The sequence below is a fragment of the Microvirga roseola genome, from assembly GCF_020866965.1.
GTDB classification, from domain to species: Bacteria; Pseudomonadota; Alphaproteobacteria; order Rhizobiales; family Beijerinckiaceae; genus Microvirga; species Microvirga roseola.
This window is the reverse complement of the sequence record NZ_JAJATX010000036.1, coordinates 17,353-39,407: the sequence shown is the minus strand read 5'-3', so window position 1 is coordinate 39,407 and position 22,055 is coordinate 17,353. Positions and strand designations below refer to the sequence as shown.

The following is a 22,055-nucleotide window of genomic DNA, read 5'->3' as shown; positions in this document are numbered from 1 at the left end:
CATCGAAGCCAAACGATACATCGGTTATACATTCACAGGGTGAAGCATCGAAAATCCGGGACAGGCGGGCACCGATCCGAGACATTGCAAACAGCCTCATTCGCTGGTCTATAGGATTTCTTCTCCCGAACTCGGAGCCCTCCTGCCTCCATGACAGGCGTCAGACGAATTTTGCCGGTCTCCGTCCAGCATGCTGCCGGCGCGGTTGCGGGATCGAGCGGCGCACAGCACATCATCACGGCGGAGCACCAGCATTCCCGAATCGCCCTGCGCTTTCAGGACCTCACTCCCGGCGCATGGTGCGAGCTCAGCTTTCAGATCGGCTGGCATCCAGGCGAGACGGCTCGAAACGTCCCCGACTTCGCATCGGTCGGCGTCACGTTCCTGACGGACGACGCGTCCAACATCGAGTTCGCCTATATTCCCGGACTGACGAGAGCCCAGCTCGAGCCCTACAACACGTATATCGCCGGTCCGGCCTATCACGACCGGAACGCCGATCCCTCAGGTACCAGCAGAGTTCATTGCAGCTTCCTCGTGCCGGCTTCTGCCAAGCACGTGCTGATCACCATCCGGAGCTGGCGCAACTCTCATCCGTTCCAGATCAGCAACCCGGTTCTGAGCCAGTCTCCCGAACAGGACCATGAGACAGGTGTGGAAGGGCCGCGGGCCTGGCGCGTTCTGTCGACGACGCCCGAATGGTTCCGCTATGCACTCGTGTCTCAACGGCCACTTTTCATTCGTGGACAGATATTCACTCGCGTGCCGCGTAAGGAGAGTGCGCTGGTCCGCATCGTCTTTCGGGATGCCGACGGACAGCCGATACAGCCGCCCTATCAAGAGACACGCTTTTCGCCCAAGATCGGCCCCCATATCGATCTTCCAAGCTACCGGCAGATCCGTCGCTTCACGCTCGAGCTGACACCGCCCCCGCAAGCTGCGACGGTCGATCTCGGTTTTCAATCGTGGCAGGATGACGAACCGGTCGAGCTTGTCGCGCCGTTCGAAGTCTCACTGGAAGACGACCTTCGCCTGGAGAGCATCGCCGCGGAGGATTCAACAGATCCGGCGGACTTCCTCCGTTCGGCTCTCGGAAAGCTCGAAATTCCGGTGATGCCGAGCCGGCAAGGCGAGAGCTCTGCGATCCTCAATCGTCTGATCGACAGAGCTGCCTTGGCTGAGCTCCCCAAACTTCATGCGCAGCTCCGCTCGGTTCAGCGCGGAAACCGCAGCCAGGGCCATCCCGACCGGCTTACCCTTGTCGATTGCCCCGACTGGCCTCTGCCTTCCGAGCCGGAGTGGAATGAGGATCCATTCCGTTCGCAGGCGTGGCGCATGGATTTCCAGTCCCTCGCCTGGCTTCCCCGCCTGGCTCAGACCTCCTTCGAGAAAGCACTGGATCTCGCTCTGTCCTGGTCCAAGGCCAATCCCTGGGGGCAGCCGAAGGACCTGCTGAGTGCGCATCCCCTCCCCCTGGCGATCCGCACCGATGCCTTGCTGGAGGTGCTCTCGATTGGAGCAAGCACCAAGCGCAAAGGCATGGCGGACAAGCTTGCCGCCTTACTGGGCGAGATCATCAGGCATGGCTTCGCGCTGTCGGAGATCATCAGCCAGAACATATTTTCGAACTCCGTCTACCAGCTGCACGCAGCGGGGGCGCTCCTGTCTCTCGCCAAATCGCTGCCGCGGCTTTCTCTCGCCGGCTACTGGACTTCGGTCTCGCTCTTCCACCTGCGTAACGGCTTCGACGAACTCGTCAGGCCTGACGGAGCCTGGACAGAGCCATCGCAGCACGATCGCCTCGAAGTGCTCTCGCTCGGCCTTATCCTCTGCTCCACTCTCGAGGGTGTCGCGGAGGCCAATGAGTTTCGCCAAGCCCTGCTGCCTCGCCTGATCAAGGCGATGCTCACGACTATCGAGCTGACCGATCCTGAAGGCATGCTGCCGGCCTTCGGCGATACCCATCATGGACACCACCACGCCTCCTGGCTCAGGCGGCTCCTGGCGCGATATGGCCAGGCCTGCATGGCCGATGAGGGGGTTCGGACCGCTCTCACCTACCCGCAAGGGACACGCATATTCGCCGATTCGGGCGCAGGCGCGTTCGGAATGCGGCACTACCAGCAGGGACGGCGATGGGGTTACTTCTGCGCGTCACTGCCGGCGCAAACCTCCCCCCAGGGGCACTTCGACGCCACGTCGTTCGTGTTTTCCGCCAGTGGCGTGCGCTGGATCTCCGATGTGGGCGGGTCGCGGCAGAGCGAGGACGGCCCCTCGCGCCACTTTCTTGTATCATCCAGAGCCCATAACATTGCGATGCCGGATGGCCGCGAGCAGATGGCCGGAGCCACCTGGCATCACTCAGCATTGACGATTGAGGGCGCGAATGTCTTTGAGGTCGCGACCAACACCTATGGCCCGGACTATCTCCATCGCCGCATCTTCATCTGTCTCGATCAGGTCAATGCATTTGGCGTATTCGACCGCTTCGGCACATCGGAGCGAGCCATATCGTTCGAGGGCTTCCTTCACTTCGAGCCGGAGGTCATCGCGGCGATCGTCAACCCGAACCTGATCATGGGCTACAGGGGCCAGCGAAAGCTTCGCATCGTTCCCCGAGCCATAGCCGGCCGCTTGAGTGGGGTCGATATCGTCCAGGGCAGGAGCGACCAGCCGGCTTCCGTCCAGGGCTTCGTCTCGCGCGGATCCGGCGCCCTCGAACCGGCCAGCGTCCTGCGCTATTCGTTCAGCGGACAGCAGAGCCTGTGCGGCGGCGTTCTCATGGCCGTGGATGAGGCCGGGTTCAAGGCTTTGACAGGCCTCTTGGAAGCGCCTGCCGTCCGAGAGCTTCTCGCCCCCTCCCCCGGCGTTCAGGCCTGAATTCCCAAAAGCTCCTAAAGCAAAGGTCAGAAGCCGCCGCGGGGCAGCTTCGCGATGCTCATCATCAGATCGACGCTCATTCCAGTCTCAGCGGTATCGCCGAACAGGGAAAGGACAGGGTTTGTCGTCGCAATGGACGTGTTATTCATGTCCCACATGGCACTGAAGCGCTGGATCAGCTTGTCCACTTTCTTCGGGTCCTGCAGGTCCTCGATCTTGATGTGCTTTTCCAGGTTTCGGACCTGAACGTCGATATCGGCCTTCGAGGCTCCCTGCGGGATATTGAAGGTGGTCTGGACGAATTGGAGGACGGCCTTGTCGGCCAGCAGGCCCATATGGGTCGTGATGGAGGATGCCTTCCGTTTGAAATAGAGAGCGATCCGAACGCCCTCGTTCCGCTCGCCCTCCTTCATCTCCAACGTCTGCCGATAGTATCTCGCGACGGTCCCGGACGTCGCACTTGCCTGCGACGTTGCATAGGGCCCCTTCCCGGCGAAATCGAAGGCCTTGGCGAACTCCTTGTAGAGCGGATTGGTCATTTGGTTGGCCATGCTCTTGGGATTCGCGGTGCCTTCGGCCAGCAGCTTTTTCATGAAGGCCTTGGCAAAGGTCATGTCCTGCAGGCCAAAAGCCTTCATGGCATAGCTGAAGAGGCGATGATCCTTCACGAACTCATCGATGGATTTGACCTTGCCGATATTAGCCTTGTAGTAGTCGGTTTCGCGTTTGACGATCGCATCATTCTCGATTTGCGCCTGCGTCCGAGCCGGATTCGACATCAGGATCTGATACCGTGTCATCGTACTCATCATCGGCCTTGCTTCTCCGGTGGGTGCGGCCTGCGCGGATTCTTCTTTACGCTTTAAGAATCAACTTTCACGGTTCGTCATCGACTGGCAGTCGCGCGTGAACTGCTCCACAACCGCCTGGGTTTCGCTCACGTTGAGCGCAAACGTGACGTTGTGCGTCTCTAGACGATAGTTTGACAGTTCGATGGTAAGCTTCTCGGCTTTCGCGAGGCTTGCGACGAGGGCTTTGACCTCCTCATCACGCGTCAGTTGGCCGGACCGGTCCCGGTAGGTCCAATAGGCAATCTCCGGCGGCCTGTCATCGATCCAGGTGACCGTACTGCGCCCTTTGGCCCGGCTCGGCCCGAGAAATGCTTTCTGCGTCACGGCAGCAGCAACAACTGTCTTCACCGTCCCCCCATCGTAGTCATCAACACGGGAGCAGGAAATCCAGAGGGCACTCCCTGCTTCTCCGCGGACCCGCGCCAGGATCCGGCTTGGGCGCCCGGAATCATCGCTGGTGAGTGCATAGTCCCATGCGCCGAAGACTTTTGCCGTAGACGCATGAAGATGTGTCGGGAGAGCCAGAAGGGCCAGATAGCAGAAGGCTGCGCAATCCATAGCGCGATTGAGAGCGATACGCATGATGAAAACCAATTCGCTCGAAACTCAAAAATGAGGCCCCGCCTCTTGCAAGACGGGGCCTCATTGTCATCAGTCCTTAGTCTCTTACTGGAAGAGACGCAGGATCATCTGGCTGTTCTGGTTGGCGATCGAAAGCGCCTGCACGCCGAGCTGCTGCTGGGTCTGCAGAGCCTGGAGGCGAGTCGAGGCCTCGTTCATGTCGGCATCGATGAAGGCGCTCACGCCAGCGGTCAGCGAGTCGGACAGGACGCCGATGAACTCCTCCTGAGTCTCAAGGAGAGCCTTGTTGGCGCCCAGCATCGCCGAGCCTTCCGTGACCTTGTTGATCGCCTCGTCAACTTCCTTCAGTGCAGCAGACAGCTTCGTCGCAATGGTCGAAGCAAAGGACTCGCTGGTCGGCTGAGACGCCTCATTCGTGGTACCGGCGGCCTCAGCAGCCGAGATGTCCAGGTACTGCGCGCTTTCGATATTCTTCGACGGGTCCTTCGCCTGCAGGACGAAGTCACCATCGGCGTTCACGCTAGCCGTGACGAGGGCGCTAAACTCCTTATTGTCGTTGACCGCCTTGGCAAGATCAGCAAGAGACGCCGCCGAAGAGGCCGTGAAGACCATCTCGGTTCCGTCCGTCAGCGTGAAACGAAGCTGACCGGTTGTGCTGAGGTCGCCTGCGACGAGGTCCGTGAAGGTCGCCTTTCCGCCTTGCGTCGTGCCGTTTCCGGTCTCAAGGGTTGCCGTCCGCGTCGCATCGATGGTCGGAGCAGTGCCGGCCGCCGTATTGTCGTCGTACGTGGCCTGGATGTCCTTGGTCACGTCCTTAGCTGTCAGGCGCAGCTTGCCATCGTCGGTCTTGGAAGCAACGACGGATCCATTCAACCTGGAGTCACCATTGATTCGGTCAGCGAGCTCGTCAATGGTGTTGATGTTGGTGCTATCCACGACGAGCGTGGCGAGAGCAGAGCCACCAACAGTAATGGCGAGTGCGTCACCCCTGCTGATGCCGCTGGTCGAGCCCGTCTCCGGGAACTTGATGTCGACATAGGCAGCGTTGCCCGAGATGTCCGTCTTCGCCACATCACCGAGAATTCCGCCGGTGCCCGAGATAGCGTCCTTGAACAGGGTGGTCTTGGACGTATCGACTGCCAGGGTGCCCACCGATTTCGTGTTGCCGTCATAGGAAGTGACGAGCTTGACGAGATCGCCGTCGCCCGACAGCCAGTTCTGGCCGTTGAACGAAGCCGAAGCCGCAGCGCTCTTCATGCCGGCAATGTTGGTATCGAACTCCGTCTGGATCTTCTCGAGATCCGCACCCGGCTGAGCAGCAGCCACGAGACCGTCCTTCATCTTGTTCAGGTAGGTCAGCGTTTTGTCCATGGCGGACGTGAAGGTGTTGATCATCGCCTTCGACTGGCTGATGGAGTCCTTCACTGCGCCGAGAGCGCCATTGTCGGACTTCATCTTGGTCGAGATAGACCAGTAGGACGCGTTGTGAGAAGCCTCGGAAACGCGCAGACCCGTCGAGATCTGACCCTGGGTCTTGGTGAGGGAGTTCTGCGTGGTTTTTAGCGCCTGCAGCGCGGTCTGGGCAGAAAGATTGGTATTGATCGAAGCCATGTCTGTTTTCCTTGATAGAATCGAAATTCAGGAAATGTCGGACTCAAACCGACCCAGCAGAGAAGCTTCATGCCTCGAACGGGATGTTCGATCTGCTGCGTACATGACATCCGGGCTTAACCGGGAATTCGGCAGAGGCATCATGCCAGGCCCTAGAAAGGGCCGCCGAAATGCTGCTTGGCAACCCGATCCAAAAAGCTCTTCAGATCAGTTTGCATATACTCTTGCTATACCTCTGATTCCCTAGCGTCAAGTTCGAAACGGAACTGACCACGCGTATTCAGGGAAGAGAGTAGCGTCTTTCCTTAAGTAAACCGCATCAATGGTTAACAACTCGTTTATAGACGCTATGAGCGAACATCCGCCTTGTCGACGTAGTTGAAGTTCTCGAGCAGAATCTCTTTGACGATCTCCGCTCCCAGACGCTTGTTCACATTCGCCCGGACATTGGCGATCATCGCATTTACGTCGTAGCGGGAGAGCCTGCGGAAATCGAGCGTTTCATCGGCATAGATGTAGCGGAAGGCCTCGTCCTGGACGATAGCTTCCGCCGGAATCGAGATCTGGCGCAGCGTCTCGGCATCGGCCGTAAAGACCATGTTGGCGACCACATAGCCCTGGACGGCACCTTCCGCGATCACGGGAATATTCAGGGGAGGCAGCTTCTTGTATTGCAGCCCCACCAGCGCTGGCTGTGGTTTCGACGCCCCGTCGCGGGTCGCCCACATCACCGCCCCGTAGCATGAGGCGAGCGTAAGGCCGCATACCCAGAAGCCGGCGATGATGTTGCGGATCATGCGTAGCTGCCCATCTGGGTCACCGGGATCCCATAGGTTCCGTCGGAGTTGGCTTTCTGGATCGCCTTGGACACGATCTCCTCGACCTCGCGAACGGCCCGCATATGGCGCTCTAGTACGGCGTGATTGGCCTCAAGCTTGCCTCGCAGATCCTCGATGCGCTGACGGAGCTTCGAGTCCTGTCCGAGATTCCCCCCCGCCCGGATGAGGCGGGTGATCTCCAGAAGGCTCTGGCTCTTGCAGCGGTTGAAGTCCTCCAGGCCGGAATAGTCGCGCGCCATGAGAGCCGCGGTCTCCTGTTCGATAATTTCCTCAAGGCGCTTCAAGGATTGGGAGAGCATAACGTTCATTTCCGTTCACATATCGTTGGCTGGTTGCGAACTAGATTTCGCCCTGCCGCAGCTTGGCCGCGAAAGCAGGGGCAGGCTGAGCGGATTCTGGCCGAATGTTTTCCGCTGCGTTGCGGCCCGCCAGAACTTTGCTTGCAATCCCGATACCGCCCGATTTGGCGATCTGGGTTCCGAGCTGCTCAGCCATCATCGACTTCCAGATGGCTCCAGCATTGCCCTTGCCAAAGGTGTTCTCCGCATCCTTCGGCAGCATGGATTCGATAAAGGTCTGAAGCACGAAGGCCTCGAACTGCTGGTAGGCAGCCTTCGCCTTGTCCGCTTCCGCAGACCCAGCATCGCTTTTCAGAGAATTGCGCAGCGTGTAGACGTCGGCCCCGCCAATTCCGCGCAGGGCGCCGACCTGTCTTGCTGCAGCATCGAAGCCGGTGCCGTCGACGGGAGCCGCCCCTTCCGAGAGCCTCTGGCTGGCGGCCTGATAACGGGCAGGATCTGCGGCGCGTGCAACATCGCTCACGATATCTGAGGGAGGGCTGATCGCCATTTCACACTCTTTGCGATAATCTTCCGCCTACGACATAGACCGCGTAGCTTACGGGAGGCTTGCATCGCGCTTCGCGGGAAGGCGGTCAAGGATCTCCTGGAGGCTCTTCTTTTCTCCCTGACGCCGATCCTCCTTCTCCAGCCTGTCGGCCATACGCTCCGCCCGCTTTGCCTGCATGGCTCTGTCGAGGGTACGCTGACCTTGCACGAGTTTCGTGGCCTCCGTCTGCGAAACCTGGCCGGCCAGAGACTGCAGGCGCTTGGCTCGGGCGTCGACGAAAAGTCCCTGCAGCGCATCGCTGTCGTTCAAGCTCTCGATCAAGGCGGCCTCCTCAGCCCGTAGCTCCACGATCGCCCGCTCAAGTCTTACCAGCTTGAGTTCGGAGAGCTTATGAAGCTGCCGCTGCACCTTCAGGATCCGCTCGACCTTAACCGATCTTGCCTTCGCTGTCTCATCCATTGGCCACCCAATTTGCAAAGGCATCCATGAAAAGCGTCATGTAGTCCTTCACCAGGAAGTAGAAGAGGAGCAAGCCTCCCAGCATGACGAAGGGGGTCGCGATGAAGAAGATGGGTACTTGCGGCGTCAGCTTGTTCGTGAGGCCGACCGCAAGATTGACCACGACCGAGTAGACGATGAACGGACTGCTGATTCGAAGGGCAAGAACGAAGGCTGCCCCTATCTGGTCGACGATCTCGACAAGGGAGACTCTCGTTCCGAACCCCTCCCCCACCGGCAGCCGGGCATAGGATGCCGCGAGGCCGCGGAAGAGCTCCCAATGCAGATCGGACAAAAAGAGCATCGCAGTCGCCACCATCATGATCATGGAGCCGATGGCCGGCAGCGGCTCGGCGTCATCCATCGGCGCTCCGGGAATGCTGCCGAAGCCGATCGCCATGGCGACAGCGGTCACCAGCGTCTGGAGCGCCATGAAATAGACGCGGCCCAGGAGCCCGATCATGATACCGGTCAGCAACTCGGACAGGATCAGCCAAAAGGTCATCAGAGGCGTCTGATTGGCAAGATCGTTCGGCAGGCGCCCCATCACCAGGGGGGCGACAGCGAGTGACGTCGTCAGCGCAATGAACAGTCGAACGTTCATCGGCACCCGGTTGCTCGAGAATCCAGGCATGAGCATCAGGCAGCCGCCGATCCGGCAGAAAATCAAGAAGATGCCGAGAATGGTGCTCGGCGAAGCCTCGATCACGCAATGGTCCCCAGGGAATTGATCTCCACCCCCCGCGCAATCTCAAGGTGAGACAGGACCGGAAGGGTCGGGAACATGCGCTCGATGATCATGCGCACATAGGGCCGAGCGTCGGGAGCCGTGACGACGGCGAAAGTTGGAGCCTGCGCCATCTTGAGCTTGATGGCCTCGGATGCCTCCGCTCCGAACTGCTCCACGAGGCGCGGGTCGATATCGAACTCGACCACGTCTCCCTTCGCGTCGCGCTTGAGGCTCTGGTGGAAAGCGATATCCCATTTGTTGCCGAGACGGAGGATGTTCAGGGTGCCGCCCTCAGCGAGATCTCCGCAAATCTGCTGTGCGATGCGCGTCCGGACGTGCTCCACCAGTTGCTCGGACCGACGGGCATGCGGCGCGATCTCGGCAATGGCCTCGAGGATGAGGTTCAGGTTCCGGATCGAGACCCGCTCCGCCAGCAGCAGCTTGAGAACGGCCTGGAGACCCGAATAGGAGATCTGCGACGGGCAGATCTCGTCGAGGAGGCGCTTATATTCCGGATCCAGCTGATCGAGGAGATTGCGCATGTCCTTATAGGACAGGAGTTGCGGCAGGTTGTTGCGGATGACTTCGCTCAGGTGCGTCAGCAGGACGGAGCTGCCGTCCACCGCCGTGAAGCCGGAGCGCTTCAGCTCGCTCGAATAGGCATCGGACACCCACAGTGCCTTGAGCCCGAAAGCAGGCTCCCGAACCTCGTCACCCGGCACGTCGGGCATCGGCCCATCGCCTACGACGACCAGAAGATCCCCAGGACGGATCTCGTGGGTCGCAATGACCGTGCCGTGGATCTTCACCTGGTAGCTTTTGGGCGGGATCATGATGCTGTCGCTGACCCGGATCTCAGGCACCACGAAGCCGTACTCCTCGGCGAACTTCTTTCGCATCTTGCCAACGCGATGCCTCAGATCGCTTTGCGAATGAGTCAGCAGCGACGAAAGGTGCTTTCCGAGGCACAGCTCGATTTCCGGCGTCTTGAGGGACTCCCTTACGGATTCCTTCGTCTCGAGCAGCTTCTTCTCGTCTGCTGCGATCTGCTTCGCCTTCTCCTGGGCCGCCTGCTCCTCCTGCCGCTTCGGGATCGTGTAGGCTACGAAGCCCATCAGAGCGCTTAAGGTGAGGAAGGGAATCATCGGCAGGCCGGGAAAGAGCGCGAAGACCAGCATCAGGGCAGCGGCCACCCACAAAGCCCTGGGGTAGGCGCTCAGCTGACCAAGAACCGCCTGCTGGGCCTGCCCGCGCGTGCCGCCCTTGGACACCAGCAGGCCGGCGGCAAGCGAAACGACGAGAGCGGGAATTTGGCTCACCAGTCCGTCGCCGACCGAAAGCTGGGTGAAGACATCGGCAGCCTTGGAAAGCGGCATTCCGTGCCGGGTGACGCCGATAATGATACCGCCGAAGATATTGACGGCGATCGTGATCAGGCTGGCAACAGCCTCGCCGCGAACAAATTTCGAGGCGCCATCCATGGAGCCGAAGAAGGAGCTTTCTTCCTCAAGCTCGCGCCGCCGCTTCTGGGCTTCCTTGTCGTCGATGAGGCCGGCCGAGAGATCGGCGTCGATGGCCATCTGCTTGCCGGGAATCGCATCGAGCGTGAAGCGAGCGCCGACCTCGGCGATACGGGTCGCGCCCTTGGTGATCACCAGGAAGTTGACTGTGATGAGAATGACGAAGACGACGATACCGATGACGAAATCGCCGCTCATCACGAAACGCGAGAATCCGCTGATGACGTGACCCGCAGCATCGATCCCCTTGTGTCCGTCCGACAGGATCAAGCGGGTCGATGCAATGCCCAGCGCCAGGCGCAATATCGTTGCGATCAGCAGAACGGTGGGAAAAGCGGAGAATTCGAGCGGCTTCTGGATCCAGAGCGCGACCATCAGAATGAGGACGGAGAGGGCGATCGACAGGGCCAGCCCCATATCGATGAGGATTGGCGGAATGGGAAGAAAGAGGATCGCCAGAATGCAGATGACCGCGCCAGCGAAGGCCATGTCCCTGCCGCGGTCGGGTATCGCGATGTCGGTTGCGGGCATGCGTCACTCAATCCATGCATTCGATCCGGAAAGTGACAGATGCAGGACGGAGCTTGCGCGAGGGTCGCCTCGTCAGCAGGATTGGGCCTGATGCGACCTTTTAGAACCCGGATTCGATCCGGCTATAGACCTGTTCGGTAAAGGCGAAGATCTGGGATCCGACGAACGAGCCGGTCAGCAGGGTGACAATGAGGATCGCGATAATCTTGGGAATGAAGGTGAGCGTGACCTCCTGAACCTGGGTCAGGGCCTGGATCAAGGCGATCACGATACCGACGATCATAGCCGCGGCAACGGCAGGGCCGGCGCCTATGATGATGGTCCAAATGGCCGCTCTCACGACCTCCAGGGCGTCGACCTCGTTCATCAGCTGATCACTATTCCTGGCCCCAGGAGGAGTTCCTTGCCGCCCGCGAGCTGCGCCACGGCGCCTTCGCTGGTGATGCGAACCGATGTGACCTGTCCCGAGATCGTGCCGTCCGCCGATGTCAGGGTGCGGCCGATGACGCCGTCCGCCTGAGTCAGCGTCGATGCAGCCAGGAGTGAGTCGAGTTTGGTGTTCGTCTTCATGGTCTGCTCGACCTGCGAGAAGGTCGCCAGCTGTGCCATGTACTCGGTCGACTTCATCGGATCGGTCGGATCCTGGTTCTTCATCTGGGTGAGAAGAAGCTTCAGAAAGTTGTCGTAACCGAGCGTCGGCGTCGAGGACGTCGCCTGCGACGCGTACTGGTTCGTGGCCGAGGAGACAGAGGGCACGTTCATGGGAATCGCTTTCCTTAAGCGGCCTGATGTGCGGCATCCGCCGAGACGGCAGGTGCGGCAGTTTCGACTTCGAAGAGCCCTCGAATGATCTTGAGCGCATCGAAGGTCCGGTCGGCTTCGACCTGTTCCTTCACGGTATTGAGGGCGTCACGGATATCCTCATCCTCACAGAGAGTGAGGAGAACGGAATGGAGCTTGCGGAAGACCTCGATCGTCTCCCCAGCGCTTGCCGGGTCGATCAGGAGAGCCTGGACAACGAAATAGAGCTGGCGCATGGGCGTCGTCGCCTGCGCCACCTGAAGCACGTGACTTTCAAGCAGGAACCGGGCATCGTTCAGAAGGCTCAAAGTGACCTTCTGGTTCGCGGTCAAAACCGCGCCGTTGATGAAGATCCGCTCGCCGGCCTTAAGCGAGAAGTGCATTTTGGCTTTCATTTCAGACCATCCCGAATGATCGTGTTGATGTCGATGAGTCCCGTCACGTCCGAGGTCTCACCGCGAACGATCCTGTCGCTCTCGCGCATGACCCAGAGACCGATGGAAATCAGCTGTCCCTTCAGCATGTCGGGCAGGCCGTTGTCAGGATGCCCAAGGTCCTTGATCAAGGCGACCCAGAGGCGCTGCACGAAATACATGGCCTCCATCATCTCACGGGAGTCCGAGGGGTGACCGTCGGCCTTCTTCAAAAGATCGAGAACCTTGGAGAAGAGATCCTGCTCACGGCGGCGGCCCTCCGTGGCGGAGTCATCGAGCACTTCTGCATAGGAAAAACGATACATGGTTCACAACTTCATTAGAGGAAATTGATCAGGTTCAGCTGCCGGAGCTGCGATGTCAGCGAGAAGGATGTCTGGATCTGTGTCATAAGCTGATCGACCCTGACCTTCGCCTCTGCCGGGTCGACACCCTCGAGGCCCACGAGCTTCTCTTCGAATATGGTCTTCTGCAGATCCATTCGGGTATTCGCCTCCTCCAGCTTCTCCTTGGCAATTCCAAGGTTGGTCTCGATGTCGGAGACGGCCGTCACGGCGCCCGACAAAAGCCCGATGACCCTGTTAACGACGACTTCCCTTGTGTCGTCGTTCATGTTGCCGATGCCCAGATCGAAGGTCATAGTGTAGGCCATGGCAAGGTCGCGGAATGCCTTCTCGTTGGCATTTGCCGACGAAGCGATCTTGTCCGAAGGCGATATCAGGCTCTCAATGTTGCGGTTGGAGGCTGATGACCAGTTGAGGCCCCAGTTCGGGTCCTCGAACAAGGCCTTGAAGGGCCCGTCGAGGAATGCCTCCATATCGGCAGGCGTGATCGTCGCTACAGCAGGATCATCCTGCCCCGCGGCGAATCCTGGCGCTGGGAAGGCGGCGAATGCGGCATCGATCGCCGTTTTCGCCGCAGACGGCGCTGCATAGTCGCCGACCGGCTTTCCCGATGTGTTGATCCCGCCGAAGATATACTGCCCCCGAATGGCGGTATTCAGATTGGCCACGAGATCGTTCAGGTTGGAGGAAGCCCGTGACTTCACGACCGCCATGTTGCGCTCGACTGTCGGTGTTGCGATCAGGGAGCTCATGAAGTCATCGGCAGCCTGGCGAACCCTGGCGAGAGCTGCGCTTGAGGCCTCCAAGCGCACCTTCACGGTCGCATTGCTGTCGATAATCGACTCGAGCTCGGACCGCTCCTGACGGAGCGAGATGGCTTCGCCTGTCCGATAGCCCAGTTTGAGGCCGACATCCGTCTCCCGCCCGGTGACGAGTTCCTTATTGGCCTTAACGAGATCGCCCTGCAACTTGTCGAGCGTAGAGCGAGGCGAGCTCCAAAGTGTAGCGGTCGAAATGAAGGTGGTTTTCATCGCTACACCATATTCAGAAGGGTTTTCAGCATGTCATTGATCGTGGAGATCAGCTTTGCGGACGCCGCATAGGACTTCTCCAGCTGCAGCATGAGAGCCGTCTCTTCGTCCATATTCACGTCAGTAGCATTTGAAAGCGCGGTCGATGCATGACCGAGGAGGGTATTCCCGTAATCCAGATCGCTGGCCACCTTCTGCCGAAATCCCTGAAGCCAACTCGCGGACGATCCGGAGAACTCCACAAGTGATGCGGATGATCCGAGGCCGAGCGACGGATCGAACGGACGGTCAGCATCGAGCGCTTCCCGAAGACCATAGAGCCGGTCGGAATAGGCGGCGTCTGTTCCAGGCAGACCGGGATTGTACCGGTAATCCCCGCCGTTGATCCCACCATCGCGAATCCTGTCCAGGCTTCCGCCCGCGGCAGGATCAACGGCGGCATTGATGCGAATTCGCGCTGCAAGGCCAGTCGGGGCGGGCGGCAGAGGGACACTGGGGCCACCGACATAGTCGAATACACCGGTTCGGTCGATATCCGCGCCGACTTGGTCGGACTCGGCAAAGGTCGCAATGAGGCCACGGGCAATTTCATCCAATTGCCTTTGATAGGTCACGGCGACATCGTCTCGAAGCTGCGTCAGGCCGACCAGATTACCGGAATTGAGCGGCATCGGAGCACCAGCTCCGGTCACCTGGATTCCGTCGATGAACACAGCATTCCCGACCGTCCCCGCTCCGTACACAGTCGTCGGCGTGAAGGTCACCGGGCGAGCCATCCGCTCGAACAGGGGAACACCACTGTCCGTGTAGATCGCGACATCGTTCCCCTCGCGCGGAACGACCGTGATACCGATTTCCTCTGAGAGCTGTGCAATGAGCTGATCCCGAACGTCCAGGTTGTCTGTGATGTCAGCTCCTGCAGCGGAGCCCCGCATGATGTCCTGGTTAACTTTCTCAAACTTCACCAGAATGTCATTGATGCGAACGACGGACTTAGCAATGGACCCGTCAGCCTCTAGCCGCACGGCCTGAACCTCGGACGTCGCCTTGTTGAGCGCCGACGCCATGTCCGATGCGCTTGCCAGGAACTTGCGCGCCATCACCACATCGTCAGGTGACTTTGCGTATTGCTCCAACGCATTCTTGAGTTCGCCGACCAAGGCTGCTGGAGAGTGATTGAGCTCCGTGTCCCCTACGGTCTGCTCCAGCTTTTTCAATCCTTCGAGCAGCGCGTTCTGGGTCGCCGCATTCGACGTCGTGTCGAGCATCTTGGTGTAGAGCGCTACGTCGCTGGCCCGAGAGATGAAGACCCGGGCCGCACCTCCCTGCGTGACCAGCGAGGCGATCTTGCGCGAGTAGCTCGGCTCGGAAGCCCCGGCCGTGTTGCGAGAGACAACCGCGATCTGCGACTGGCTCGCCTGGAGGGAGGAGCGAGCCGTGTTAAGGGCAAGCGACAGTGACATGGATCAGTATCCTGGTCGAGGTCTTAAGATCAGCGCTTCAGGCTCATGAGCACATCGAGGAGTTCGGATCCCGTCTGGAAGACCTTCGAATTCGCGGTGTAGCTCGTCTGAGCCTCAATCATGGCCGTCAGCTCGGTTCCGATGTCCACGTTGGACCCCTCGAGTGCACCGACTGTGATCGAGCCGTAGCCGCCGGTTTCGGGGAAGCCAACCATGTAAGAGCCGGAGCTAGTGCTCGCCTCGTAGACATTTCCTGCCCGAGGCACGAGATTGTCGGGGCTTGCAACCGTCGCCAGAGGGACCCAGTAGACCGGAACGCGCTCCCCGTCCTCGTAGACCGCATACACTTTTCCGTCCGAGGCGAACTCTGCTCCTTTCACGGCCGACGGGGCAGTGCCGTTTGCTTCGCCCGTGACGTTGTAGTCGCCTGCAAGCTGGGTCATTCCTGCCATGTTCAGGTCAAAGGCCTGACCGCCTGGGATATTGACCGTCAGCACGGGCGGTGTGGTTGTCAGCTGCCCGTTGATATCAAAGTCTAGGTCCAGATTGCCCAGCGACGTCGCGCCATGCCGGACATCGACATTCCAGGTGCTGCCGGCCGTCTTCGTCATTACGATGTCGAGCTTCACCGAGTTGCCAACATTGTCGAAGGTCGTCAGCGACGACAGCTTGTTCGGCGCCGGCGGAACATTGACTGGGTCGTTGAACGGTAGATTCCCCACAAAGGTTCCGGCTGTCGACGGCCTTGCTTGCATGCTGAGGGAGGAGATGTTCACCGGAACCATGTCGTTCAGGCTGTTCAAAGTCGGGGCGACATCCTCACCATTCGCGAGGCTGTACCCCATCAGGGTGAAACCAGCCGCATTGACGAGATTGCCGGAGTTTCCGTCGACGACGAAATTGCCTGCGCGGGTCAGATAGGGTGAACCCTTCGGGTCCGAGACGACGAAGAAACCGTTGCCGGAAATCGCGAGGTCCGAGGCGGACGTGGTGTAGGTGACTGGACCATCATAGGAGATGGCGTATCGGATCTTGCTCGTAACCGACCCCGAGTTGTAGTTGCCCTCTCCCGATTGCAGGATGAGGGAGGAGAACTCCGTCGAAGCGCGCTTGTAGCCCGTGGTGTTTGCGTTCTGAATATTCTCAGCCACCGTCCCCAGCTTGTTCGACTGGGCATTCATGCCGGACACGCCACTGCGAAGAACACCATAAAGACTCATGTTAGGCTCCTAAACGCTCCGATTGAACTCAAACACGACTAGCTTGTGCGAGGCTGTAACTCTCGGGACCTTTTCCTGAGACATCCTGCGGATGCGAAGCACCTACTGCTTGAGGAACTCTGCCAGATCCATGAAGGCGTCGCGGCTGGCAAGCATGGACAGATCCTGCCGCAGGGCCTCGTAGATCTTCGGAACGATCACCACGGCCTGATCCAGCTCGGGATCGGTCCCCGCCTGGTATCCTCCCATGAGACGCAGATCGCGCGTGTCCTCGTACCGGGCGACAAGGCCCTTCAGACGTCGCACGAGCTCCTTCTGATCCACGCTCCAGACATGATCCGCCAAGCGGGAGATCGAACTCAGGATGTTGACCGCTGGATAACGCCCCTGGTCGGCGATGCCGCGGTCTAGAACGATATGGCCGTCCAGCGTACCCCTGATGTTGTCGGCAACGGGATCGTTGTGATCGTCGCCATCGACGAGAACCGAGAAGATCCCTGTGATCGAACCTTCTCCCTCCTCGCCGGGGCCTGACCGTTCAAGGAGTTTCGGCAATTCGCTGAATACGCTCGGCGTGTAGCCGCGAGCGACGGCAGGCTCGCCTGCGGCGAGCGCCACATCGCGGGCGGCGTGAGCGTAACGGGTGACGGAGTCGACGATCAGGAGAACAGTGTCCCCTCGATCCCGGAAGTATTCCGCAATCGCCGTGGCCGTCTTCGGCGCCTGGCGCCGCATCATCGGGCTCTCGTCGCCTGTTGAGACCACGACCACCGAGCGCCCGAGATTGGGCTCGATAGGCCCCTCGAGAAACTCCCTGACCTCGCGTCCGCGCTCTCCGACGAGCGCCACCACGATCGTATCGAAGCTGGCACTCTTCGCCAGCATGGCGAGGAGTGTGGACTTGCCGACGCCGGACCCCGCGAAGATGCCGATCCTCTGCCCTTCACAGATCGGCGTGAAGAGATCGATGACCTTGACGCCTGTCTTCAGGGGCTTTTGCACCCGCGCCCGCTTCATGGCTGAAGGCGGTGGGGATTCCCCGGAAACCGGCCTGTCCCCCTGCAGGAGGGCGCCTAGTCCATCCAGGGGCTCCCCAAGGGCGTTGATCACCCTCCCCCGCCATGCGGGATCGGGCCTAAGCTTTCTGTCCCCCGCAAAATAGGCGGGTGTTCCGAGACCCGCCTCGATCCGGTCGTCGAAGGGCTTCACCGTTACGCCGGCATCGTCGATCCGCACAACCTCGCCGATCTGCGTCCGTCCCCGTGGGCCATATTCGATGCTGTCGCCCAGACACACGAATTTCGACAGGCCCGAGATGCGGCAGTAGCTGGGGGTCACCTCGCGGATGAGCCCGCCAATGCGGATTCTGGAAAGCGACGCGCCTTCGGAAAGGACGAATTCTTCGATTTTCTTCAGGGCGTCCATCGTCTGTCAGCTGCTAGCTAGGGCCCATGGTCCGAATGGCGCTCATGAGAGAGGATTCGGATTCTTGGATCGTCGTCGCCGCGCCGTCGAAGCTGCGCTGGATGGCGATCATTTTCGTCAGCTCGAGAATCGGATTGACGTTCGAGCCTTCGCTGTGACCCTGCTGAACCTTGGTGGAGGTGAAATCCTGAACCACCTGTCCGGGGACGCTGGAGTAGACGCCGGAATTCCCGAACCGGGAGAGCTTGCTGTTCTGTGCAAGGGTGAAGAGACCAAGGGTGCCGACCTGATTGCCGTCCTGCATGATTGCCCCGTCCGTACCGATGACCGGCGCTCCGCCCATCGGGTCGAGCGCAATCGGCGCCCCGCCCGCATCGATGACGGGATACCCGTCGATGGTCTGAAGATCGCCGTTCTCCGACATCTTCAGGCGGCCGTCGCGAGTGTAGGCCGTGCCGTTAGGAGCCTCAAAGGCAAACCAGGCATCTCCCTGGATCGCGACATCGAGCGGGTTGTCGGTCCGGGTGATGGCTCCCGTGCGACGGGAGATGAAATTCTCGCCGGACGAGGCAAAGGCCACATCGTCCTTGCCGACGGTTGACAGGATTTCTTCGAACTTGACCTCGTCCGCCCGGAAGCCGCCGGTATTCATGTTGGCGACATTGTTCGCAACAGTGTTAAGCCGCTTTTCCATGGCGACCTGGGCCGACAGGGCAACGTAAAGCGCAGACTGCATCCGAGACTCCGAATCCTCGACCCGCGCCTGCCCAAAGCATCAGGGTAGGCAGCGGATCATGATCCGGCAGAGCTAGCTCACCGACCTTGCCCGAAGCTTGCTCGCTCCATTCCAGCTACGCACAAGCCTCACGACTTATTCCGCTAAGAGGATTTATGGCTATCTGAGGACCGCACCCTTGGGCTTTCTAATTGGAATTACCGTAGCAATCGGCTGCCTCGTCGGCGGCTTCGTGGCTATGGGAGGCAAGCTCGGCGTCATCTGGCAGCCGTGGGAATATGTCATCATCCTCGGCATCGCCATCGGCGCCTTCATCATCGCGAACCCGCTTTCGCTGGTTGCCGACACGGGACGGGCCGCCCTCGAGGCGATCTCCGGGAAGACCCCGAAGCGCAAGGACTACCTCGACATCCTGGGCGTCCTCTACGCTCTGATGCGAGAGCTGCGCAACAAGCCGCGAAACGAGGTCGAGGCGCATGTGGACGAGCCGGACGAGTCCGAGATCTTCAGGGCTTTCCCAGGCATTCTGCAGAACCGGGAACTCACCTATTTCATCTGCGACTACGTACGTCTCATCATCATCGGCAATGCACGCCCCCATGAGATCGAATCCCTCATGGAGAATGAGATTACGACCATTCGCAAGGACTGCACCAAGCCTTACTACGCCCTCAACACCGTGGCGGAAGCCTTGCCTGCCCTCGGGATCGTGGCGGCGGTTCTGGGAATCGTGAAGGCCATGGGCGCCATCGACCAGTCCCCGGAGATCCTCGGCGGGCTCATCGGCGCCGCGCTCGTGGGCACCTTCGCAGGCATCTTCATTTCCTACGCACTCCTTTCCCCGCTGGCTCTGAAGGTCAAGGCGACCCGTGAGAAGCAGACCCGGGTCTATACCATCGTCCGGCAGACGCTCATCGCCTACATGAACGGCGCCCTGCCGCAGATCGCCGTCGAGCACGGGCGCAAGGGAATCTCATCCGAGTACCGCCCCACCATCGATGAGGTGGAAGCCGCAACGACGCTGGGCGGCCGCACCGAAGACGTGAAAGAGGCTGCGTAATCATGAGTGCCCTCAACAGCGCCGCGGATATTCGCGACAAGCTTCTCGACGCCGCCGGGCTTCAGCTCGACCGGCTGCCGATGCTCCATGTGATCTTCGACCGCATGTCGACATCCTGCGCCGAGCATCTCCGGCATATCGCAGCCTCGCCCATGTACTATTCGCTGAGCGGCATCGAATCCGGCCGCATCACGGATATTCTGGAAATGTACGAGGCCAACGCGGTCGCCGGAATCTTTCATGCGCCGGACTGGGACAGCCACGTGCTGATCGGGTTCGACCGGGACTTCATCTACACCATGGTCGAGGTCCTGTTCGGGTCGGACGGCTCCGAGCCGCCGGTCGAAGAGGCGCGCGGTTTCTCGAGCATCGAGCTGAAGATGGCGCAAACCCTGTTCGAACAGGTCGGGAAAGCACTCCAGGCCTCTTTCTCGCTCGTCGTCAACACCCGGTTCAAACTCGAGCGCATCGAAACCCGCATGGACTTTGCGGTCATCGGGCGGCGCAACAACCAGGCCGTTGCGGCGAAATTCCTTCTGCAGGCCCTGAACCGTGGCGGCGAGATGTTCGTGATCATCCCGCAGTCGGTCATCAACCCTTTGCGGCAGCCGCTCTCGCGGGTGGTCAGCGGCGAATCGTCCGGACGCGATCCGCGGTGGACGAAGCAGATCAAGTCCGAAGTGACGAAGGCGGGAGTTCCGCTCACAGCCGTCCTCGAGGAGCGCTATCTCACCCTCGGAGAGATCACGAACCTCAAGATCGGCCAGATCATCGAGCTTCAGGCAACGCCTCGCTCACGGGTCAAGCTCCAAGCCAACCAGCAGGGGCTTTTCTGGTGTACGGTCGGGCATTCCGACGGCTCCTATGTTCTGAAGGTCGAGGACTACATCGACCAGGAGAAAGAGTTCTTCGATGATATCCTCCCTCGCTAATATGATCCTCTTCGTCGCGCTCGTCACGACGAGCGTGATCGTCGTGACGATGTACTTCAAGCTGAAGAACTTCGAGGCGGCCCAGGCCGAGTACAGAAGGATTCTCGATCAGACCGGGCAGTCGCTCCGCATCGCCGAGAGCGCTGTCAGAAGCTTTGGGACTGAAAGCAAGGACACGCTTGCGGCCCTGGGGCAGCGGATCGAAGAGGCAAAAGCCCTGATCGGCGAACTCGACGCCCGCAAGAAGTCCTGATTTCCGACATCCTGAATATTGAGAGGCCTTTCCATGACTCAAGCCACTGATCCCAACGCACCGGAAAACCTCGCCTGGAGAGACAATGTGATGAACAACATCCAGGATCGGGCCGGCGCCAGCGAGGACAAGCTCGGATCGCCCCGCAACCTGGACTCGATCCTGCGCATTCCCGTGCAGATCCAGGTGGTTCTGGGCAACGCCACGATGCCGGTCGCCAGCCTCATGAATCTGGGCCGCGGCGCGATCATTCCCCTGGACCACCGCGTAGGCGAGCCGGTCGATATCGTCGTCAACGGCCGGGTCATCGCGCGGGGCGAGGTCGTTGTCGTGGAGGACGACAATTCGCGCTTTGGTGTCTCCCTCACAGAAATTGTCGGTCCGCCGACCTCTGAGTTCAACAGCTAAGCCGGTCTCCAGAGATGGCAGCAGGCGTTTCCGTCAAGTCTCAGCCTCCCAAGGTCCTGAAGGGTCCCGAGCGTGTCGCGACCCTTCTGCTGGCCATGGGAAAACCGGCTGCGAGCAAGGTCCTCAAGCACTTCAGCCCGGAGGAGATTCGGGTCGTTACGCGGTCTGCTGCGCTTCTAGGGCCGGTTTCGACTTCGCAGATCGAACGCCTCGTCGATGAGTTCGCATCGAACTTCTCGAACGGGACGGACCTGGTCGGCAGCGCCTCGGAGATCGAAAAGCTCCTGAGTGGCATCCTGCCGGAGGAACTCGTCTCCGACATCATGAACGAGGTGATCGGAAACGCGAACCGCAATATCTGGGAGCGGATATCCGGCGTCTCGGAGAACGTCATCGCCTCCTATCTGCTCAAGGAGCATCCTCAGACAGCAGCCTTGATCCTCTCCAAGGTAAAGCCCGCCTGCGCCGCAAAGGTCATGGCCCAGATGCCCCAGAACCTTCGCAACGGGCTCATGCGCCGCATGCTCAGCATGAAGCCGATCGTCGACGAGACCCTGAAGAACATCGAGGCCACGCTCCAGGACGACTTCATGGCGAACTTCTCGAAGAATGCCGGAAGCGACACGCACGCAAAGATGGCGGACATCATCAACAAGATGGAGCGCGACCACATCGAGGACGTGCTCAACGATCTTGCAGCAGTCCGGCCGAAGTCGGCGGAAATCCTGAAGAGCCTCCTGTTCACCTTCGACGATATCATCAAGCTCACGCCAAAGGATCGGACGACCCTGTTCGATCAGGTCCCGCCAGATCGGATCGTCATGGCCCTAAAGGGAACCGGGGACGAGTTCCGGAAGATCGTTCTCGCAGCGCTGTCGTCTCGCGTCAGGCGCATGGTGGAGCACGAATTGAACGGCAAGGATCCCGTGGCGCACCGCGAGGTGGCCGAAGCCCGCCGGGCGATCACGGACCTTGCTCTCGAAATGGCAGCTCGCGGCGAAATCGTCATCAACTCAGAGAACGAGGATGAAGGCTCGTTCTTCTGATCGCCTGAGAG

The 22,055-nt window shown here is 60.0% G+C and carries 24 protein-coding genes; 6 read left to right on the top strand and 18 right to left on the bottom strand.

The window, feature by feature from the left end; translation table 11 throughout:
- The first annotated feature begins 150 nt into the window (after nucleotides 1-150).
- Nucleotides 151-2,880 carry a heparinase II/III domain-containing protein gene (locus tag LG661_RS17390; protein ID WP_230533145.1) on the top strand — a complete coding sequence of 910 codons (2,730 nt, stop codon included), beginning with the start codon at nucleotides 151-153 and terminating at the stop codon, nucleotides 2,878-2,880.
- 26 nt (nucleotides 2,881-2,906) lie between these two features.
- On the opposite strand, the gene LG661_RS17385 is transcribed toward LG661_RS17390, so the two are convergent.
- The 18 genes from LG661_RS17385 to flgF all read right to left on the bottom strand — a co-directional run bounded on the left by LG661_RS17385 (nucleotide 2,907) and on the right by flgF (nucleotide 18,345).
- A complete protein-coding gene (locus tag LG661_RS17385) occupies nucleotides 2,907-3,680 on the bottom strand; it encodes a DUF1217 domain-containing protein (RefSeq protein ID WP_230533144.1) in 774 nt (257 codons plus the stop codon).
- 69 nt (nucleotides 3,681-3,749) lie between these two features.
- The gene (locus LG661_RS17380; protein WP_230533143.1) at nucleotides 3,750-4,313 is read right to left on the bottom strand and encodes a hypothetical protein; all 564 of its coding nucleotides are present in this window, start codon (nucleotides 4,311-4,313) and stop codon (nucleotides 3,750-3,752) included.
- An 84-nt stretch (nucleotides 4,314-4,397) separates the two neighbouring features.
- Complete coding sequence (locus LG661_RS17375) at nucleotides 4,398-5,924, bottom strand: flagellin N-terminal helical domain-containing protein (RefSeq protein ID WP_230533142.1); 1,527 nt, start codon at nucleotides 5,922-5,924, stop codon at nucleotides 4,398-4,400.
- A gap of 347 nt (nucleotides 5,925-6,271) precedes the next feature.
- Nucleotides 6,272-6,721: a hypothetical protein gene (locus LG661_RS17370; RefSeq protein WP_230533141.1), complete on the bottom strand. Its 450-nt coding sequence runs from the start codon at nucleotides 6,719-6,721 to the stop codon at nucleotides 6,272-6,274.
- Nucleotides 6,718-7,062 (bottom strand): flagellar protein FlgN, encoded by a 345-nt coding sequence (locus LG661_RS17365; protein ID WP_230533140.1) that lies wholly within the window; start codon nucleotides 7,060-7,062, stop codon nucleotides 6,718-6,720. The genes LG661_RS17370 and LG661_RS17365 overlap by 4 nt, the downstream gene beginning before the upstream one ends.
- A gap of 40 nt (nucleotides 7,063-7,102) precedes the next feature.
- Nucleotides 7,103-7,612: a rod-binding protein gene (locus LG661_RS17360; RefSeq protein WP_230533139.1), complete on the bottom strand. Its 510-nt coding sequence runs from the start codon at nucleotides 7,610-7,612 to the stop codon at nucleotides 7,103-7,105.
- 48 nt (nucleotides 7,613-7,660) lie between these two features.
- Nucleotides 7,661-8,071 carry a hypothetical protein gene (locus LG661_RS17355; RefSeq protein WP_230533138.1) on the bottom strand — a complete coding sequence of 137 codons (411 nt, stop codon included), beginning with the start codon at nucleotides 8,069-8,071 and terminating at the stop codon, nucleotides 7,661-7,663.
- Complete coding sequence (gene fliR / locus LG661_RS17350) at nucleotides 8,064-8,819, bottom strand: flagellar biosynthesis protein FliR (RefSeq protein WP_230533137.1); 756 nt, start codon at nucleotides 8,817-8,819, stop codon at nucleotides 8,064-8,066. Before fliR ends, LG661_RS17355 begins: the two co-directional genes overlap by 8 nt.
- Nucleotides 8,816-10,849: a flagellar biosynthesis protein FlhA gene (gene flhA, locus LG661_RS17345; RefSeq protein ID WP_407666736.1), complete on the bottom strand. Its 2,034-nt coding sequence runs from the start codon at nucleotides 10,847-10,849 to the stop codon at nucleotides 8,816-8,818. Before flhA ends, fliR begins: the two co-directional genes overlap by 4 nt.
- Before the next feature lie 142 nt (nucleotides 10,850-10,991).
- Nucleotides 10,992-11,258 (bottom strand): flagellar biosynthesis protein FliQ, encoded by a 267-nt coding sequence (gene fliQ, locus LG661_RS17340; protein WP_230533135.1) that lies wholly within the window; start codon nucleotides 11,256-11,258, stop codon nucleotides 10,992-10,994.
- The gene (flgD, locus tag LG661_RS17335; protein ID WP_230533134.1) at nucleotides 11,258-11,653 is read right to left on the bottom strand and encodes a flagellar hook assembly protein FlgD; all 396 of its coding nucleotides are present in this window, start codon (nucleotides 11,651-11,653) and stop codon (nucleotides 11,258-11,260) included. Before flgD ends, fliQ begins: the two co-directional genes overlap by 1 nt.
- A gap of 14 nt (nucleotides 11,654-11,667) precedes the next feature.
- Nucleotides 11,668-12,087, bottom strand: coding sequence for a flagellar biosynthesis repressor FlbT (gene flbT, locus LG661_RS17330; RefSeq protein ID WP_230533133.1), 420 nt, complete (start codon nucleotides 12,085-12,087; stop codon nucleotides 11,668-11,670).
- On the bottom strand, nucleotides 12,084-12,431 hold the full coding sequence (gene flaF / locus LG661_RS17325) for a flagellar biosynthesis regulator FlaF (RefSeq protein WP_230533132.1): 348 nt from the start codon (nucleotides 12,429-12,431) through the stop codon (nucleotides 12,084-12,086). The genes flbT and flaF overlap by 4 nt, the downstream gene beginning before the upstream one ends.
- Nucleotides 12,432-12,445: 14 nt before the next feature.
- The gene (locus tag LG661_RS17320) at nucleotides 12,446-13,501 is read right to left on the bottom strand and encodes a flagellar hook-associated family protein (protein ID WP_230533131.1); all 1,056 of its coding nucleotides are present in this window, start codon (nucleotides 13,499-13,501) and stop codon (nucleotides 12,446-12,448) included.
- Between the two features lie 2 nt (nucleotides 13,502-13,503).
- A complete protein-coding gene (flgK, locus tag LG661_RS17315; protein ID WP_230533130.1) occupies nucleotides 13,504-14,964 on the bottom strand; it encodes a flagellar hook-associated protein FlgK in 1,461 nt (486 codons plus the stop codon).
- A 29-nt stretch (nucleotides 14,965-14,993) separates the two neighbouring features.
- Nucleotides 14,994-16,184 (bottom strand): flagellar hook protein FlgE, encoded by a 1,191-nt coding sequence (locus LG661_RS17310; RefSeq protein ID WP_230533129.1) that lies wholly within the window; start codon nucleotides 16,182-16,184, stop codon nucleotides 14,994-14,996.
- A 102-nt stretch (nucleotides 16,185-16,286) separates the two neighbouring features.
- Nucleotides 16,287-17,609 carry a flagellar protein export ATPase FliI gene (fliI, locus tag LG661_RS17305; RefSeq protein ID WP_230533128.1) on the bottom strand — a complete coding sequence of 441 codons (1,323 nt, stop codon included), beginning with the start codon at nucleotides 17,607-17,609 and terminating at the stop codon, nucleotides 16,287-16,289.
- A gap of 13 nt (nucleotides 17,610-17,622) precedes the next feature.
- Nucleotides 17,623-18,345, bottom strand: coding sequence for a flagellar basal-body rod protein FlgF (gene flgF / locus LG661_RS17300; protein WP_230533127.1), 723 nt, complete (start codon nucleotides 18,343-18,345; stop codon nucleotides 17,623-17,625).
- 178 nt (nucleotides 18,346-18,523) lie between these two features.
- Here flgF and motA point away from each other — a divergent pair, with 178 nt between their 5' ends.
- The 5 genes from motA (at nucleotide 18,524) to LG661_RS17275 (ending at nucleotide 22,044) form a co-directional block, all read left to right on the top strand.
- Nucleotides 18,524-19,405 (top strand): flagellar motor stator protein MotA, encoded by an 882-nt coding sequence (gene motA, locus LG661_RS17295; RefSeq protein WP_230533126.1) that lies wholly within the window; start codon nucleotides 18,524-18,526, stop codon nucleotides 19,403-19,405.
- Between the two features lie 2 nt (nucleotides 19,406-19,407).
- Nucleotides 19,408-20,337, top strand: a complete 930-nt coding sequence (locus LG661_RS17290) for a flagellar motor switch protein FliM (RefSeq protein WP_230533125.1) — start codon at nucleotides 19,408-19,410, stop codon at nucleotides 20,335-20,337.
- A complete protein-coding gene (locus LG661_RS17285) occupies nucleotides 20,318-20,590 on the top strand; it encodes a hypothetical protein (RefSeq protein WP_230533124.1) in 273 nt (90 codons plus the stop codon). The genes LG661_RS17290 and LG661_RS17285 overlap by 20 nt, the downstream gene beginning before the upstream one ends.
- Before the next feature lie 90 nt (nucleotides 20,591-20,680).
- Nucleotides 20,681-20,998, top strand: coding sequence for a flagellar motor switch protein FliN (gene fliN, locus LG661_RS17280; protein WP_230533146.1), 318 nt, complete (start codon nucleotides 20,681-20,683; stop codon nucleotides 20,996-20,998).
- Nucleotides 20,999-21,012: 14 nt separating this feature from the next.
- Nucleotides 21,013-22,044, top strand: a complete 1,032-nt coding sequence (locus LG661_RS17275) for a flagellar motor switch protein FliG (RefSeq protein WP_230533123.1) — start codon at nucleotides 21,013-21,015, stop codon at nucleotides 22,042-22,044.
- Nucleotides 22,045-22,055: the final 11 nt, after the last annotated feature.

Excerpts from the sequence above, each read along its gene's own strand:
- fliN (WP_230533146.1), top strand. The coding sequence starts at position 20,681 with ATGAACAACATCCAGGATCGGGCCGGCGCCAGCGAGGACAAGCTCGGA.
- flhA (WP_407666736.1), bottom strand. The coding sequence starts at position 10,849 with ATGGCCTTCGCTGGCGCGGTCATCTGCATTCTGGCGATCCTCTTTCTT.
- LG661_RS17290 (WP_230533125.1), top strand. The coding sequence starts at position 19,408 with ATGAGTGCCCTCAACAGCGCCGCGGATATTCGCGACAAGCTTCTCGAC.
- LG661_RS17390 (WP_230533145.1), top strand. The coding sequence starts at position 151 with ATGACAGGCGTCAGACGAATTTTGCCGGTCTCCGTCCAGCATGCTGCC.
- LG661_RS17360 (WP_230533139.1), bottom strand. The coding sequence starts at position 7,612 with ATGGCGATCAGCCCTCCCTCAGATATCGTGAGCGATGTTGCACGCGCC.
- LG661_RS17355 (WP_230533138.1), bottom strand. The coding sequence starts at position 8,071 with ATGGATGAGACAGCGAAGGCAAGATCGGTTAAGGTCGAGCGGATCCTG.
- fliI (WP_230533128.1), bottom strand. The coding sequence starts at position 17,609 with ATGGACGCCCTGAAGAAAATCGAAGAATTCGTCCTTTCCGAAGGCGCG.
- flgK (WP_230533130.1), bottom strand. The coding sequence starts at position 14,964 with ATGTCACTGTCGCTTGCCCTTAACACGGCTCGCTCCTCCCTCCAGGCG.
- LG661_RS17310 (WP_230533129.1), bottom strand. The coding sequence starts at position 16,184 with ATGAGTCTTTATGGTGTTCTTCGCAGTGGCGTGTCCGGCATGAATGCC.
- LG661_RS17285 (WP_230533124.1), top strand. The coding sequence starts at position 20,318 with ATGATATCCTCCCTCGCTAATATGATCCTCTTCGTCGCGCTCGTCACG.
- fliQ (WP_230533135.1), bottom strand. The coding sequence starts at position 11,258 with ATGAACGAGGTCGACGCCCTGGAGGTCGTGAGAGCGGCCATTTGGACC.
- LG661_RS17320 (WP_230533131.1), bottom strand. The coding sequence starts at position 13,501 with ATGAAAACCACCTTCATTTCGACCGCTACACTTTGGAGCTCGCCTCGC.
- LG661_RS17380 (WP_230533143.1), bottom strand. The coding sequence starts at position 4,313 with ATGCGTATCGCTCTCAATCGCGCTATGGATTGCGCAGCCTTCTGCTAT.
- flbT (WP_230533133.1), bottom strand. The coding sequence starts at position 12,087 with ATGAAAGCCAAAATGCACTTCTCGCTTAAGGCCGGCGAGCGGATCTTC.
- flaF (WP_230533132.1), bottom strand. The coding sequence starts at position 12,431 with ATGTATCGTTTTTCCTATGCAGAAGTGCTCGATGACTCCGCCACGGAG.
- flgD (WP_230533134.1), bottom strand. The coding sequence starts at position 11,653 with ATGAACGTGCCCTCTGTCTCCTCGGCCACGAACCAGTACGCGTCGCAG.
- LG661_RS17275 (WP_230533123.1), top strand. The coding sequence starts at position 21,013 with ATGGCAGCAGGCGTTTCCGTCAAGTCTCAGCCTCCCAAGGTCCTGAAG.
- flgF (WP_230533127.1), bottom strand. The coding sequence starts at position 18,345 with ATGCAGTCTGCGCTTTACGTTGCCCTGTCGGCCCAGGTCGCCATGGAA.
- LG661_RS17375 (WP_230533142.1), bottom strand. The coding sequence starts at position 5,924 with ATGGCTTCGATCAATACCAATCTTTCTGCCCAGACCGCGCTGCAGGCG.
- LG661_RS17370 (WP_230533141.1), bottom strand. The coding sequence starts at position 6,721 with ATGATCCGCAACATCATCGCCGGCTTCTGGGTATGCGGCCTTACGCTC.
- LG661_RS17385 (WP_230533144.1), bottom strand. The coding sequence starts at position 3,680 with ATGACACGGTATCAGATCCTGATGTCGAATCCGGCTCGGACGCAGGCG.
- LG661_RS17365 (WP_230533140.1), bottom strand. The coding sequence starts at position 7,062 with ATGCTCTCCCAATCCTTGAAGCGCCTTGAGGAAATTATCGAACAGGAG.